Origin of the sequence: Streptomyces sp. NPDC007901, from assembly GCF_042959465.1 — a bacterium.
Classification (GTDB): domain Bacteria; phylum Actinomycetota; class Actinomycetes; order Streptomycetales; family Streptomycetaceae; genus Streptomyces.
On sequence record NZ_JBIBKW010000011.1, the window covers coordinates 305,241 to 319,881 of the forward strand.

Genomic DNA, 14,641 nt, shown 5'->3' on the forward strand with positions numbered 1-14,641 from the left:
CAGCGCACCGCGTGACCGGCCGTTCAACGGAACGTAAAGTGCGCGCCTTTGCCGCGGCCCTTGTCGGCCTGCGTCGACCTCGCCGCGCAGGGTCGCGGTGGGCCTGCATCCGCACAACACCTTCGGGCTGGCCGTCGGCTGCGCGATCGCCGCCGTCCGGGCCGGTGCCACCGCCGTGGAACTGTCGGTCAACGGCTACTGCGGCGGCCCCGGCAACGCCGATCTCGCCGCCACCGCCCTGGCCTTCGAGGCCGTCTACGGCGTCCGTACCGGCATCCGCACCGAGGAACTCACCCACCTCGCCCGGCTGGGGGCGGAGGTGACGGGCTGTCGGACCGCCTGGAACCATCCGATCACGGGTCCGGACGCGTTCTGCTGGGGCGGTCTGGACTTCATCACCCAGGAGACCGCGGTCGACCCGCTGCTCCACAACTGCGTGGAGCCGTCCCTGGTCGGCAACGAGCGGCGGATCCCCTTCACCCCGGACAGCGGCCCCTACACCCTGGCCGACCGGACGGCAGCTCTCGGCATCGACCTGCCGCCGGCCGCCCTGGACCAACTGCTCGATCAGGTGAAGCAGTTGATGGCCCGGGAGAACCGCCTCGCCGATGACGACGACCTGCGGGCGCTCGCCCGGGAGCTGGGCTGACCGGCCGGCCCGGTGCCCCTGACGGGTGGGTCACCGGGCCGGCGGTGTCGGCGAACTCCGGGCCCGTCGGCCTCAGGAGGTGCTGACACCCACGGTGAGCGTCGCCTTGTACCCGTCGGAGACGCTGTCACCCAGTGCGGTCAGGGTCAGCAGGCCGGAGGAGGCACCGCCGCCGTCGTAGATCGTGTCGTCGTCGAGCTGGGTCTCCGCGGTGGTGTTGTCGGAGTACGGCGAGCTCGCCTGGACCTCGGTGTTGATGTCCGCGTCGAAGAAGAGCTGACCGGTGTGGACGACCGAACCACCGGTGTACGAGTCGTCGGTCAGCGTCACGTCGGTGTGCACCCGCATGTGGACGTGGACGGCCCGGGAGACGTAGTGGCCCGGCCAGATCGAGATCAGGCTCACCTCGCCGTTGGAGTCGGTCATCTGACCGCCGCGCAGGAAGGTGCCGTCGTCGGTCTCGGTGTGGCCGTTCTTGCCGACGAAGCCGGAGTACTCGCCGAGCGCGTCGCAGTGCCAGATCTCGACCAGCGCGTCCGCGAGCGGGGCACAGTCGTTGGCCTGGTCGACGACGGTGAAGGTGTACTGGACCTCGACGCCTTCCTTGTCCTCGCGGACGTCCTCTCGCACGAGCGCACCCTCGAGCGAGTAGGGACCCTCGGTGACCTCGGCGTTGAGGGTGCAGACGCCGGAGGAGGCGTCGCTGGTCGCGGTCGTGGCGTCGGAGCCGGCCTCCGAGGTGGTGGTGTCGGCGGAGGCGAGGCCCGCGGCCATCAGCCCGCCGGCCGCGGCGATGGTGGCGCCGCCGATCAGCACACGCCGCCGTTTCATGGTGTTGTCCACGCGGTGGCGGCCGCCGGCCTGGGCGGCGGAGTCGTCGGAGGAGAGGGGCTCGGGGGTCTGCCCGGAGGCAGAGGCGTTGTCTGTCATGTCTGGAGAACTTAGGGAACGGGCTGAGGCGGGCCATGGCCACGCACTGTGAGCTTGCTGGGGAAGAACCCCTCAACTCACCCTCTTTGGAACAGAGTTGGGGCAGATTCCGCGTGTTGCTCTCAGCTCAGTCCGGCGGCCCGGGCCCGCTCCACCGCCGGGCCGATCGCCTTCGCGACCGCCTCCACGTCGGCCTGCGTGGAGGTGTGGCCGAGCGAGAAGCGCAGGGTGCCGCGGGCCAGGTCCGGGTCGGTCCCGGTGGCGAGCAGCACATGGCTGGGCTGGGCGACACCGGCGGTGCACGCGGAGCCCGTCGAGCACTCGATGCCCTGGGCGTCGAGCAGCAGCAGCAGCGAGTCGCCCTCGCAGCCCGGGAAGGTGAAGTGCGCGTTGGCCGGGAGGCGGTCCACCGGGTCCCCGCCGAGGATCGCGTCCGGTACGGCCGTACGGACGGCGTCGACCAGCCGGTCGCGCAGGGCGCCGATCTCCCGGGCGAACCACTCGCGGCGCTCGGCGGCGAGGCGGGCCGCCACCGCGAAGGAGGCGATCGCCGGGACGTCGAGGGTGCCGGAGCGGACGTGCCGTTCCTGGCCGCCGCCGTGCAGCACCGGTACGGGGGTGTACTCGCGGCCGAGGAGGAGGGCGCCGATGCCGTACGGGCCGCCGACCTTGTGGCCGGAGACGGTCATCGCGGCGAGGCCCGAGGCGCCGAAGTCCACCGGGACCTGGCCGAAGGCCTGGACCGCGTCGGCGTGCAGGGGGACGCCGAACTCGGCGGTCACGTCGGCGAGTTCGCGGACCGGCATGACCGTGCCGATCTCGTTGTTGGCCCACATGACGGTGGCCAGGGCCACGTCGTCGGGGTTGCGGGCGATCGCCTCGCGCAGGGTGTCCGGGTGGACCCGGCCGTAGGTGTCGACGGGGAGGTACTCCACCGTCGCGCCCTCGTGTTCGCCGAGCCAGTGGACGGCGTCCAGGACCGCGTGGTGTTCGACGGGGCTGGCGAGGATGCGGGTACGGGCGGGGTCGGCGTCGCGGCGGGACCAGTAGAGGCCCTTGACCGCGAGGTTGTCGGCCTCGGTGCCGCCGGAGGTGAGGACGACCTCGCTGGGGCGGGCGCCGAGCGCTTCCGCGAGGGTCTCCCGGGATTCCTCGACCGTGCGGCGGGCCTTGCGGCCGGAGGCGTGCAGGGAGGACGCGTTGCCGGTGACGCTCAGGGCGGCGGTGAGCGCTTCTGCCGCCTCGGGGAGCATCGGGGTCGTGGCGGCGTGGTCGAGGTAGGCCATGGTGACGTCGATTCTACGTGGGGGTTCCGCCGCAGAACCGAGGGGCGCCGTGGCACGCTCGGGCCGGTGGGTCGCTGCCGGCCGTGCGGGGCTGGTCGCGCAGTTCCCCGCGCCCCTGACGGGGCGCTGCCCCTCACGGGGCTCACAACGATCCCTCTACAGGCTCCAGGAGACCGTGTTCGACATCTCCATGGCGATCGCGAGGACCGCGAGGTCGGCGATGCCCAGGGTCAGGCCCAGGTACGCGCGGCCCTTGCGGCTCGTGCCGCGCCACAGGGCCACCAGGGCCAGGACGATCGCGATCGGGCCGAGGAACATGTTGAGGACGAGGAGGCCGAGGAGGCCGAGGATGAAGGACGCGACGGCCATGCCGTCGGCGTCACGGGTGCGGGTGCGGGTTTCGGGGCGGGTGGTGGCCGGGGCGGTGAGGTGCAGCATGACTCAGCTCCTGGGAGTCGTGGTGGACGGTCAGTTGGCCGAGGTGCGGCGACGGCGGGCGAGGCGCTCGCGGAGCGCGAAGACGGCCAGCCAGACGGCGATCACGGCGGCCAGCCCTGCGGTGACGTCGAGCGGTGCGTGGGCCACGGTGCCCAGCACCACGCCGAGCAGCATGAGTGCGGCGACGAGGAACAACATGGGATGGGATCCCCCCTCCGTTAAGTTTGGGTGAACGGTTGTAGTAACAGTTGTTCACTGACTTTGAGTCTAGCAACTCGCACGGCTTTCCAATTCCAGAGAACAGTTGTTAACTGGATGACATGAGTCACACCCTCGGCATCCGACAGGCCCAGAAGCAGAAGACCCGCCAGGCGTTCCTGGACGCGGCGCTCGCCCTGCTGGAGGAGCAGAGCCTGAGCAGCCTGGGACTGCGCGAGGTCACCCGGGCCGTGGGCGTCGCCCCGACCGCCTTCTACCGGCACTTCCGCTCCACCGCCGACCTCGGCGTCGCGCTCGTCGACGAGGCCCTGGGCAGCCTGCATCCGATGGTCCGTACGACGGTCTCCAAGCCCGGCGAGGAGCGCATCACCCACGCGGTCCGGCTGATCGCCGACTATGTGTCCGCCCATCCGGCGCACGTCCGGTTCATCGCCCGGGAGCGGCACGGCGGGGTGCAGCCGGTGCGCGAGGAGATCCGCAGCCAGCTCGCCCGGTTCGCCGAGGAGGTCAAGACCGAGCTGGCCAAGGACCCCGAGGCCGCGGGGTGGAGCGACGACGACCTGCTGATGCTCGCCCACCTCTACGTCGACCAGATGCTCATCACCGCCTCCCTGTTCCTGGAGTCCCTGGAGTCACCGGACCCCTCGGACGCGGAGCGGCAGCGCGTGACCCGGGTGGCGACCCGTCAGCTGCGGCTGATCAGCCTCGGCCGGCAGCACTGGCTGGACTGACCGGGCGGGCAGCGCGAAGGGGCGGCGCATCCGGTGGTCCGGATGCGCCGCCCCTGTCGTAGGACCTCTGCGGTCAGCTCTTCGTCGCCTGCTGGGTCGGGGCGCCGCTGGGGGCCGCGCCGCCGGCGCCGGCGCCGCCCTGGCCGCCACCGCAACCGCCGCCTTGGCCACCACCGGGGCCGCCGCCCTGACCGCCGCCGCCGGGACCGCCGCTCGGCATCCCGGTCGGGGTGCCGGTCGGCTTGACGGTGGAGTTGCCCGTGGGCGCGCCGGAGGGGGCACCGCTCGGCATGCCGGAGGCGTTGCCGGTCGGCATCCCGGACGGCTGCTGACAGGACTGCGACTGGCCGGAGTTGCCGCTGCTGGAGGACGACGAGTCGCCCGAGCCGCACGCGGTCAGCAGCAGTGGGGACACGGCGAGCAGGGCGACCGCGGGGACGAGACGTACACGCTTCATGAGAGACAACTCCATAAAGGATGAGGGAGTCCTGAGGCGTGGCACTCAACCAACGGCGCTTAGGGCGTTCTTGGGGCCGCACTGTCCCCAGCCTGTGATTCGGGTAAAGGACAGCCCAAGACACCGCGCTGACCTGCGCCTTCCCGGGCGATCGCTGTCTACTCGCTGATACAAGCCCGTGACAGAACGGGGTCGTCAGCCCAGCCGGACCCGGGCCAGCTGCCGTGACTGGGCGACCAATCGGTCCGCGCTGTCCCAGACCTCGGCGTCCTCCTCCAGGAAACCGCCGGCCAGGTTGCGGGTGGCGATGGAGACGCGCAGCGGGCCGGGTGCGGGACGGTGGCGGACGTGGACGGTCAGTTCGACCGTGGGGACCCAGCCCTTCAGGCCGATCTCGAAGGCCGTGGGCGGCAGCGCGTCCACCGCCAGGAGCAGGGAGAGCGGGTCGGGGTCACGGCCGTCCGCGAGACCGAACCAGGAGCGCATCTCGCCCTTGCCGGAGGGGGCGCCGAGGGCCCAGCCCAGGGTGGACGGGTCCAGCTTGAGCATCAGCCGGTCGGTGATGGCCGAACTGCCGTCGACCGGCGTCGGACCGTCCTCGGGGCCGAAGCACTGGTCCATGGCCGGGAACACGGGCGGGACGGCCGTCGTACGGACGTCGTCGGGGAGGGTGGTGAGGTCGCCGTAGGAGGCGAGGACGCGGATGCGTTCGACCTCGCGGCCCTCGTCGTCGTACTGGAAGAGCGAGGCCTGGCCGGTGGAGAGGGTGCGGCCGGTGCGGACGGTGTCCGTGCGGATCACGGCCGGGCCCGGCTGGGACGCGGTCAGGTAGTGCGCGGAGATGGTGAACGGGTCCGGGTGCGCCAGCGTGTCCGCGAGCGCCCGGCCCAGCACGGCGAGGAGATAGCCGCCGTTCACGGCGTTGATGATGGTCCAGCCGGCCGAGAGGCCGATGTCGTAGACCCCGGGAGAGCGCCGGGTCACCGCGGTGTCGCGGTCGAACTCGCTGTCGCCGATCACGGCCCGCGTGGATGCTGCTTCTGGCATGCCTGAACCGTACAATAGGAAATTACTAAGCGGTAGCTTTTGTGATCCACATACCAACGGACCGGCTGGTAAAGGATCCCTCCGCCGAGTGAGGTTCCGGCAATTTCTAGGTAAGTGTCCGGACACGTCCGTAACCCGGGGCTCCGGATTCCCCTCTATGGGGGCATGAGCCTCACCGGGACTCCGTTCCTCTACACGACCATCGTCCTGTCCGTGGTCGCCCTCATACTGCCGCTCTTCCTGTGGTCGAGGATGCGGGGACCCAAGGCCGTGCGTACGGCGGCCCGGGTCCTGATGCTGCTGTTCGCCCAGGGCACGGCGGTCACCCTGATCTTCGTGCTGGTCAACAACCAGAACAACCTGTACGACAACTGGGCCGACCTGCTCGGCACCGGCGACCACGTCCAGCAGGCCGCGAACCTCGGCCGGGACGGTACCGGCGGCATAGCGCTGAAGACACTGCCCAAGGTGAGGCAGTCCTTCACCGCGGCGAGCGGACCGGGCATGCGCGGGGTGCGGGTCACCCAGCTCAAGGGCCGGATCTCCGGGGTGAACGCCGAGGTCTACGTCTGGCTGCCACCCCAGTACAACGAGCCGAAGTACAAGAACCACAGGTTCCCGGTCGTGGAGCTGCTGCCGGGCTACCCCGGTTCGGCCAAGGCCTGGTTCGGCTCGATGAAGGTGACCTCGCAGCTGGAACCGCTGATGCGGAGCGGCCGGGTCGCGCCCTTCATCCTGGTCGCGCCGCGCACCAACCTGCTGGCCGGGGTGGACACCGGCTGCGCCAACATCCCGGGCACGGTCAACGCCGACAGCTGGCTCAGCATCGACGTGCCGAAGATGGTGACCGACAACTTCCGGGCCGCCCCCGCCCCCGCCGGCTGGGCCACCGCCGGCTACTCGGCCGGCGCGCACTGCGCGGTCAAGCTGGCCGTCGCGCACCCGGACCGCTACCGGGCGGCGATCAGCCTGTCCGGCTACAACGACCCGATCGGCGAACGCAATTCACTCGCCGCGCAGAGCATCACCCTGCGCGAGCAGAACAACCCCTATCTGCTGCTGAGGAAGGCGGCCACCCCGCCCCGGATCGCGCTCTACCTCTCCGGCGAGTCCGGTGACGGCTACCAGGCCGCCGTGGCGCTCGAACAGATCGCCAAGGCCCCGACGACCGTCCACGTGGTGTACCTGCCGCGCAGCGACGGCGGCCACAACATGGCCCTGTGGCGGCCCCAGGTACAGACGGTCTTCGAGTGGCTCACGGTCAACATGGGCCAGAGCCATGTCCGGTCCGGGACTACTCCTCTCGAACCGTCGAGCGCCGGTTCCACGCACGCGGCGCTCGCCAGTGGTACCGCATCGCGAGCAGGCGCAGCACGAAAGCGGTGACGACCGCGAACCCGCTGGTGAACGGGCTCAGCGCGTCGTAGTGGATGCACAGCACCACCGTCGTCGCCCCGACGATCGCCGGGACCGCGTACAGGTCGCGGTCCCAGCGCAGCAGCGAGGGAACCTCGTTGGCGAGCACGTCCCGGAGCACGCCGCCGCCGACCGCGGTGGCGAGCCCCAGGGCGGCGGAGGCGGTGAGGTTGAGTCCGTAGGAGTAGGCCTTGGTCGTGCCGCTGACCGCGAACAGGCCGAGGCCGGCCGCGTCGAAGACCAGGACCGCCGACTGGATCCGCTCCACGTGCGGATGCAGGAAGAACACCACCAGGGCGGCGATCAGCGGGGTGATGAAGTACCCCAGGTCCGTGAAGGCGGCCGGGGGCACCGCCCCGATGATCACGTCCCGGAAGATCCCTCCGCCCAGCGCGGTGACCTCGGCCATCACGCCGATGCCGAAGATGTCGAAGTTCTTGCGGACGGCCAGCAGCGCGCCGGAGATCGCGAAGACGAAGATACCGATCACATCGAGCGTGTGCTGGACGGAGGGAGAGAAGAGTTGCTGGAGCTGCACCCTGACATTGTGTCCTGTCAGGGTGCGTTCACCTTACAAAGCCAGGCCCACGGCCTACAGGGTCGGCTTCCCCGTGGTGAACAGCCAGGTCTGGAACAGGTCGTCCAGCTGCTGCCCGCTGATCTTCTCCGCGAGCCGGATGAAGTCGGCCGTGTCGGCGTTGCCGTAGCGGTGCAGCTTCGTCCAGGCGGGCAGGAGCTTGAAGAACGCCGTGTCGCCGATCCGTTCGCGCAGCATCTGCAGGGTCATCGCGCCGCGCTGGTAGACGGCCGAGGCGAACATGGTGTCGCGCTGCGGGTCGGCGACGGTGATCTGCCAGAAGGGGTTGTCGGCGGCCCGGGAGTTGTAGCCGGCCAGGAAGGAGTCGTGGGCCGAGCGGGTGCCCTGGTGCTCCGCCCACAGCCACTGGGCGTAGGTGGCGAAGCCCTCGTTGAGCCAGATGTCCTTCCACTGCGCCACGCTCACCGAGTCGCCGAACCACTGGTGGGCCAGCTCGTGCACGATCGTCGACTCGCTGCGCACCGCCGAGTAGGCCGGCTTGCTCTGCACCTCCAGCGAGAACCCCGCCTCCGGCATGTCGTCGACGATGGCCCCGGTCTCCTCGAAGGGGTACGGCCCGAAGACCTGCGACCAGTAGTCGGTGGCAGCGGCAGTCACGGCGTAGACGTCGACGTTGTTGCTGTTGGCGAGCACCGGGTCGATGGCGACGTAGATCGGGATGCCGGAGGGCGTCTTCCCGGTCCGCACGTCGAACTTCCCGATGGTGGCGGTGGCGAGGTAGGTCGCCATCGGCTTCGACTCGCGCCAGTGCGCGTACGTCGAGCCGCCCTTGTCGTACGTCGACACCAGCCGGCCGTTGGAGACGCCGGTCAGGCCCTCGGGCGCCTTGATCCGGATGTCGTAGGTGGCCTTGTCGGAGGGGTGGTCGCTGGACGGGAACCAGGTGGAGGCGGCGTTGGGCTCGCAGGCGACGAAGACACCGTCGGCGGTCTTCATCCACCCGTAGTCGGAGCCGAAGACGATGGGGCCGTTGAGCGGCTCGGGTATCCCGCCGTAGGTGACGGAGACGGTGAAGTCACGGCCCTTGCGCAGGGCGTCCTTCGGGGTGACGGTGATCTCGTCGCCGGTGCGTGTGAACTCGGCGCGTGTGCCGTTCACTTCGACCTTCGTGACCTCCAGCTTCTGGAGGTCGAGATCGAAGGAGGAGAGGTTCTGGGTGGCGCGGGCGGTGAGGGTGGTACGACCGTCCAGGCGGCCGGTGTCCGGGGCGTAGGCCACGTCGAGGTCGTAGTGGCGGGCGTCGAAACCGCCGTTGCCGAGCTGCGGGAAGTAGGGGTCGCCGATGCCGTCGGCGCCCGGGGTGGGGGCGGGGGCGGCGGCGATGACGAAGGAGGCGGCCGCCGCGGTTGCGACGGCCGCCGTACGTGCCGAACGGGAGAGGCGCATGAGTCGTCCCTTTCGAGCGTGCCGGTCAGTAGACGGACACGGTCGACTCTGCGCCCCTCGGTAAAGACATGTACATGACTTTACCTAGTTGTGTCATGGGCTACTTGTCGGTTGACTCCTGTGACTTCGGTGACGCCTCTGTGGACGCGTCGGAAGCGGCGGGAGTCTCGGACGACGCGTCAGCCGCGGGCGCGTCGGCCTCCGGCTCCTCGGCGTCGGAGGCGTCCTCGTCGGAGGCGTCCTCGTCGGAGGCGTCCGCCTCAGAAGCGTCGGCCTCGGGAGCCTCGGCCTCGGCGACCTCGGCTTCGGCGACCTCGGGTTCGGCGACCTCGGGTTCGGCGACCTCTGCCGCGATCGCCGCCGACGTCTTCGCCTCCTCCTCCAGGACCGCCTCGCCCACCAGCTCCGAGGCCTCCTTCGCCGCGGTCAGCAGGACCGTGTCCTGCGGGGCCTGGTCGGCGAAGTTCTCCGGGTGGTGGCAGGCGACCCGCTGGCCCGGGCGGAGTTCCAGGAGCTGCGGCTCGGTCGTCTTGCAGATCTCCGTCGCCTTCCAGCACCGCGTGTGGAAGCGGCAGCCGGACGGCGGGGCGATCGGCGACGGCACGTCACCGCGGAGCAGGATGCGCTCGCTCTTCTGGCCCCGGCGCTTCGGGTCCGGCACCGGCACGGCCGACATCAGGGCCTTGGTGTACGGGTGCATCGGCGACTCGTACAGCTTGGGGCTGTCCGCGAGTTCGACGATCTTGCCGAGGTACATCACCGCGACCCGGTCCGAGACATGCCGGACGACGGAGAGGTCGTGGGCGATGATCACGTACGTGAGGCCGAGCTCCTCCTGGAGGTCGTCCATGAGGTTGACGACCTGCGCCTGGATGGAGACGTCCAGGGCGGAGACGGGCTCGTCGGCGACGACCAGCTTCGGCTTCAGGGCGAGCGCGCGGGCGATGCCGATGCGCTGGCGCTGACCGCCGGAGAACTCGTGCGGGTAGCGGTTGTAGTGCTCGGGGCTGAGGCCGACCAGTTCGAGGAGCCGCTGGACCTCCTTCTTGACCCCGCCCTCCGGCTCGACGCCCTGCAGCCGGAACGGCGCGGAGACGATGGAGCCGATGGTGTGACGCGGGTTCAGGGAGCCGTACGGGTCCTGGAAGATCATCTGGATGTCGCGGCGCAGCGGGCGCATCTTCGCGGTGGACAGGTGCGTGATGTCCTGGCCCTCGAAGGTGACCTTGCCGCCGGTCGGGTCCTGGAGGCGGGTGATGACCCGGCCCATGGTCGACTTGCCGCAGCCCGACTCGCCGACCACGCCCAGGGTCTCGCCCTTGCGCACCTCGAAGTCGATACCGTCGACGGCCTTCACCGCGGCCACCTGCCGCTGCAGGATGCCCTTCTTGATCGGGAAGTGCTTCTGCAGGCCCTCGACCTTCAGCAGCACCTCCCGCTCACCGGACGCCTTCCCGGACGCTTCCTCGGGAGCCGGCGCCTGCTGCGGGATGACCGCCTCATCGGTTTTCTTCGTGTCGCTCACAGCTTCGGCGCAATCTCTTCGGTCCAGATCCGCGTCCGGTCCTCGGCCGAGAGGTGGCAGGCGGACCAGTGGCCGCCGTCGACCTGCTGCAGCTCGGGGCGGACCGTGCGGGTGACGTTCCCCTTGGGAAGGTCCGCGTACGGGCAGCGCGGGTGGAAGGCGCAGCCCGAGGGGACGTTGATGAGGCTCGGCGGCTGTCCCTTGACCGGGATGAGCCGGTCGGAGGTCTCGCGGTCGATGCGCGGCATCGAGCCCAGCAGGCCCCAGGTGTAGGGGTGCTGCGGCTTCTCGAAGATCTCGTCGACCGGTCCGCGCTCCACGCACCGGCCGCCGTACATCACCAGCACGTCGTCGGCGATCTCGGCCACCACACCCAGGTCGTGGGTGATGAGGACGACCGCGGAGCCGAACTCCTTCTGGAGGTCGCGGATCAGGTCGAGGATCTGCGCCTGGACGGTGACGTCGAGGGCGGTGGTCGGCTCGTCCGCGATGAGCAGCTCGGGGTTGTTGACCAGGGCCATGGCGATCATGGCGCGCTGGCGCATACCGCCGGAGAACTCGTGCGGGTAGCCGTCGACGCGCTTGGCGGGTTCGGGGATGCCGACCCGGTCGAGCATCTCGATGGCGCGGGTGCGGGCGACCTTCTTGCTGACGTTGTTGTGGACCCGGTACGCCTCGACGATCTGGTCGCCGATCTTGTAGTACGGGTGCATCGCGGACAGCGGGTCCTGGAAGATCATCGCCATCTCGCGGCCGCGCAGCCGGCGCACCTCGTCCGGGGAGGCGCTGACCAGCTCCTTGCCGCCGAGCCAGATCTCACCGGACATCTGCACGTTCTTGCCGCGGGCGCCGAGCCGGTGCAGGCCCATGATGGCCAGCGAGGTGACGGACTTGCCGGAACCGGACTCGCCCACGATGGAGAGGGTCTTGCCCTTCTCCAGGGAGAAGCTGAGCCCGTCGACCGACTTGACGAGGCCGTCGTCGGTCGGGAAGTGCACCTTGAGGTCGCGGACTTCGAGGAAGGCGTCGGAGCCCTGGGACGGGGTGGGCTCGCCCACCGCGGCGCCGGTCTTGGAGAGTTCGGTCACGAGAGCCTCACCCGCGGGTCGGCGGCCGCGTAGAGCAGGTCCACCAGGAGATTTGCGATCACGACGAAGAAGGCGGCGAGCAGGGTCACGCCGAGGATCGGGGGCAGGTCGTTGTCGTCGATGGCCTGCACCGCGTACTGGCCGACACCGTGCAGCGAGAACACGGTCTCGGTGATCACCGCGCCGCCGAGCAGCAGACCGAGGTCCATGCCGAAGACGGTGATGATCGGGGTGAGCGCGGCGCGCAGTCCGTGCCGGACGACGACCTTGCGCTCGCGCAGGCCCTTGGCGCGGGCCGTGCGGATGTAGTCCTCGTTCATCGTCTCCAGCATGCCCGAGCGGGTGAGCCGCGCGTAGATGGCCGAATACAGGAGCGCGAGCGAGCACCAGGCGGGGATCAGGGTGTTGGCCCACTGTGCCGGGTTCTCGGTCAACGGGACGTACGTGCGGCCGAAGATCGGCCACTGGTAGGTGAAGAGCAGGATCGCCAGGTTGCCGGTGAAGAACATGGGCAGCGAGACGCCCGCGAGGGCCACGCCCATGAAGGCGCGGTCGAAGAAGGAGCGCGGCTTCAGCGCGGAGATCACGCCGATCACCACGCCGGAGATCAGCCACAGCACGGCGGCGCCGGCGGCCAGCGACAGGGTCACCGGCATCCGGGAGGTCAGCTGCGGCCAGACCGCCTGGTGGGTCTTGAAGGAGTAGCCGAAGCACGGCGCGTCACAGTGCACCGTGGTCGGGCCCAGGTCATAGGTGGCGCCGGAGACGATCCCCTTGATGAAGTGCCAGTACTGAACGTAGACGGGCTGGTCCAGACCGAGGTTGTGCTTGACCGCGGCGATGTCCGCCTTCGACGGGCTCTTGCCGATGTACTGCTGCGCCAGCTGATCAGCGGTCTGCCCGGCGAGTCGTGGCAGCACGAAGAAGATGGCGAAGGTGACCGCGGAGACGACCAGCAGCAGGATCACCGCTGCGAGCGTCCGACGGAGGATGTACGAGATCACGGGGATCGGCGCTGGTGCCCGCGGGCCTCTCGGCCCGCGGGCACCAATGCCTTCACCTGCCTTCCGGGGCTGCTACTTCGACGCTACGCCGATGTTGAGGTAGTCGTACTGACCGCTGAAGGCCGCCGTGGAAACCAGGTTGGTGAAGGTGGTCGGGCGGGCCAGCAGGACCTTGAAGTAGGTCAGCGGCACGAGGGCCGCGTCGTCCATGGTCTGCTTGTCGATCTGCGTGTAGATGCTGTTGCGCTCGGTGTCGTCCTGCGTGCCGATCGCCTTGGCCAGCAGGTCGTTGACCGACTTGTTGTCGTACTGCGACAGGTTGGTGTTACCGGACTGGCTGATCGCCTGACCGTTCAGGATCTGCTGCAGGAAGCCGTAGCCGGACGGCCAGTCGGCACCCCACTGCATCATCATCAGGCCGACGTTCTGCTTGTTGACGAACTTCGGCACACCGGCGTAGTCGGTGAAGTACTTGCCCGACGGGTACTGCTTCAGGCTGGCGTTGATGCCGACCTTCTTCAGCGAGTTGATGATCGCCGTGGCGGCGTCGATCTCCTGCGGGCGGTCCGAGCGGGCCGTGATGTTGGTGTTGATCGACGTCTTGCCGCAGGCCTTCAGCTGCTCCTTGGCCTTTGCCACGTCACCCTTGTTGCCGGTGGTGGCGTAGGCGTCCGCCTTCGAGTAGCCCGGGATGTCCGGCGGCAGCACCGTGGTGGCGACGTCACCGCGGATCGGGCCGCCCTCGGCGGTCTGCACCGAGACCTTGTCGATCGCGTACTCGACGGCCTTGCGGCACGAGACGTTGTTGAACGGCGCGACCTTGGTGTTGATCGCCATGTAGACCAGACGGCCACCGTAGGTGTTGTCCGTGTTGGCCTTCTTGGCGGAGTCGGTGAGCACCTGGGCCTGCGTGGCGGCCTGGACACCCGTACCGCCGAGGTCGATCGCGTCGCCGGCCAGGACGTCCTTGTCGATCGTCTCGGCGTTGACCTTCAGGTTGACGACGATCTTGTCCGGCAGCTGCTTGCGCAGCGGGTCGGTCTTCGGGTCCCAGTTCTTGTTGCGGACCAGCACGGCCTGCTTGCCGTCCTGGTAGCTCTGGAACTGGTACGAGCCCGAGGACACGATGTTCTTGACGTAGTCGACGCCGTTGTCCTTGGCCTGCGGGACCGGGGCCGTCTGCGGGGCCGAGACCAGGTAGTCGAACTCCTGGAAGGCCTGCTTCAGGTGGAAGACGATCGTGGTGTCGTCCGGGGTCTCGATGGACGACAGGCCCTTGGCGCTCTTGTCCTTGTAGGGGCCCTTGTACTTGTCGCCGCCGACCAGGAACTGCTGGAAGTAGTTCGGGCCGAGGGAGAGCACGTCACGCGCGAAGTTGGAGCGCTCGACGGCGTACTTGACGTCCTTGGACGTGATCGCCGTGCCGTCCTGGTACTTCAGGCCCGAACGCAGCTTGTACGTCCAGGTCTTGCCGCCGTCGCTCGGGACACCCTTGCTCGCGGCGAGGTCCGGGACCAGGGTGTTGCCCTTGGAGCCGGGGCCGGGCTCGAACGTCATCAGCGGGCGGGCGTACAGCCGGCTGAAGTTGTACATGTACGCGTAGTACGTGTTGCCGGGGTCGAACGAGTCCGGGACGTCGGACAGCTCGTAGGTGACCGTCCCGCCCTTCTTGTCGGACGCGTTGACGACACCCTTGGTGGCGGCGTTGGCCGCGGCGGAGCTGCCGCCGTCGTTGCCGTCCTTGTTGTCATCGGCCTTGCTGCACCCTGCAACCAGCAGGGTGGCGGAGCCGATGGCCGCGATCGCGGCCAGCGCTGACCTTCGCATGATGGGCGGGTTCCCCTCCATTGTCGGAAACTTTTCGGGC

Annotated in this window: 15 protein-coding genes; 3 read left to right on the top strand and 12 right to left on the bottom strand. The window is 69.3% G+C overall.

The annotated features are described in order from the left end of the window. Positions 1-97: 97 nt before the first annotated feature. Positions 98-649, top strand: coding sequence for a hypothetical protein (locus ACFZDK_RS32890; protein WP_390977543.1), 552 nt, complete (start codon positions 98-100; stop codon positions 647-649). 72 nt (positions 650-721) lie between these two features. Here ACFZDK_RS32890 and ACFZDK_RS32895 read toward each other — a convergent pair whose 3' ends face one another. The 4 genes from ACFZDK_RS32895 to ACFZDK_RS32910 form a co-directional block, all read right to left on the bottom strand. Then, on the bottom strand, positions 722-1,579 hold the full coding sequence (locus ACFZDK_RS32895) for an intradiol ring-cleavage dioxygenase (protein WP_390977544.1): 858 nt from the start codon (positions 1,577-1,579) through the stop codon (positions 722-724). Positions 1,580-1,701: 122 nt separating this feature from the next. Then, positions 1,702-2,865 carry an aminotransferase class V-fold PLP-dependent enzyme gene (locus tag ACFZDK_RS32900; RefSeq protein ID WP_390977545.1) on the bottom strand — a complete coding sequence of 388 codons (1,164 nt, stop codon included), beginning with the start codon at positions 2,863-2,865 and terminating at the stop codon, positions 1,702-1,704. A 156-nt stretch (positions 2,866-3,021) separates the two neighbouring features. Continuing rightward, a complete protein-coding gene (locus ACFZDK_RS32905; RefSeq protein WP_390977614.1) occupies positions 3,022-3,300 on the bottom strand; it encodes a DUF4190 domain-containing protein in 279 nt (92 codons plus the stop codon). A gap of 33 nt (positions 3,301-3,333) precedes the next feature. Then, positions 3,334-3,501, bottom strand: coding sequence for a hypothetical protein (locus ACFZDK_RS32910; RefSeq protein WP_355717023.1), 168 nt, complete (start codon positions 3,499-3,501; stop codon positions 3,334-3,336). A gap of 122 nt (positions 3,502-3,623) precedes the next feature. Here ACFZDK_RS32910 and ACFZDK_RS32915 point away from each other — a divergent pair, with 122 nt between their 5' ends. Further along, positions 3,624-4,253 (top strand): TetR family transcriptional regulator, encoded by a 630-nt coding sequence (locus ACFZDK_RS32915; protein WP_390977546.1) that lies wholly within the window; start codon positions 3,624-3,626, stop codon positions 4,251-4,253. A gap of 73 nt (positions 4,254-4,326) precedes the next feature. Here the strand turns inward: ACFZDK_RS32915 and ACFZDK_RS32920 are convergent, their stop codons facing one another. Beyond that, entirely contained in the window at positions 4,327-4,710 is a 384-nt protein-coding gene (locus ACFZDK_RS32920; RefSeq protein ID WP_390977547.1) for a hypothetical protein, read from the bottom strand. A 195-nt stretch (positions 4,711-4,905) separates the two neighbouring features. Then, positions 4,906-5,757, bottom strand: a complete 852-nt coding sequence (locus tag ACFZDK_RS32925) for an acyl-CoA thioesterase domain-containing protein (protein WP_390977548.1) — start codon at positions 5,755-5,757, stop codon at positions 4,906-4,908. 165 nt (positions 5,758-5,922) lie between these two features. Between ACFZDK_RS32925 and ACFZDK_RS32930 the strand changes: the two genes are divergently transcribed. Beyond that, positions 5,923-7,143: an alpha/beta hydrolase-fold protein gene (locus ACFZDK_RS32930; protein WP_390977549.1), complete on the top strand. Its 1,221-nt coding sequence runs from the start codon at positions 5,923-5,925 to the stop codon at positions 7,141-7,143. On the opposite strand, the gene ACFZDK_RS32935 is transcribed toward ACFZDK_RS32930, so the two are convergent. The 6 genes from ACFZDK_RS32935 to ACFZDK_RS32960 all read right to left on the bottom strand — a co-directional run bounded on the left by ACFZDK_RS32935 (position 7,052) and on the right by ACFZDK_RS32960 (position 14,622). Beyond that, on the bottom strand, positions 7,052-7,711 hold the full coding sequence (locus ACFZDK_RS32935) for a TRIC cation channel family protein (protein WP_390977550.1): 660 nt from the start codon (positions 7,709-7,711) through the stop codon (positions 7,052-7,054). The two genes, ACFZDK_RS32930 and ACFZDK_RS32935, sit on opposite strands and share 92 nt — an antisense overlap. Before the next feature lie 54 nt (positions 7,712-7,765). After that, positions 7,766-9,157 (bottom strand): M1 family aminopeptidase, encoded by a 1,392-nt coding sequence (locus ACFZDK_RS32940; RefSeq protein WP_390977551.1) that lies wholly within the window; start codon positions 9,155-9,157, stop codon positions 7,766-7,768. Positions 9,158-9,257: 100 nt separating this feature from the next. After that, positions 9,258-10,682 (bottom strand): dipeptide ABC transporter ATP-binding protein, encoded by a 1,425-nt coding sequence (locus ACFZDK_RS32945; RefSeq protein WP_390977552.1) that lies wholly within the window; start codon positions 10,680-10,682, stop codon positions 9,258-9,260. Beyond that, entirely contained in the window at positions 10,679-11,770 is a 1,092-nt protein-coding gene (locus ACFZDK_RS32950) for an oligopeptide/dipeptide ABC transporter ATP-binding protein (protein ID WP_390977553.1), read from the bottom strand. The genes ACFZDK_RS32945 and ACFZDK_RS32950 overlap by 4 nt, the downstream gene beginning before the upstream one ends. Next, on the bottom strand, positions 11,767-12,774 hold the full coding sequence (locus ACFZDK_RS32955) for an ABC transporter permease (RefSeq protein WP_355717000.1): 1,008 nt from the start codon (positions 12,772-12,774) through the stop codon (positions 11,767-11,769). The genes ACFZDK_RS32950 and ACFZDK_RS32955 overlap by 4 nt, the downstream gene beginning before the upstream one ends. 72 nt (positions 12,775-12,846) lie before the next feature. Further along, positions 12,847-14,622 carry an ABC transporter substrate-binding protein gene (locus ACFZDK_RS32960; protein ID WP_390977554.1) on the bottom strand — a complete coding sequence of 592 codons (1,776 nt, stop codon included), beginning with the start codon at positions 14,620-14,622 and terminating at the stop codon, positions 12,847-12,849. Positions 14,623-14,641 lie beyond the last annotated feature (19 nt).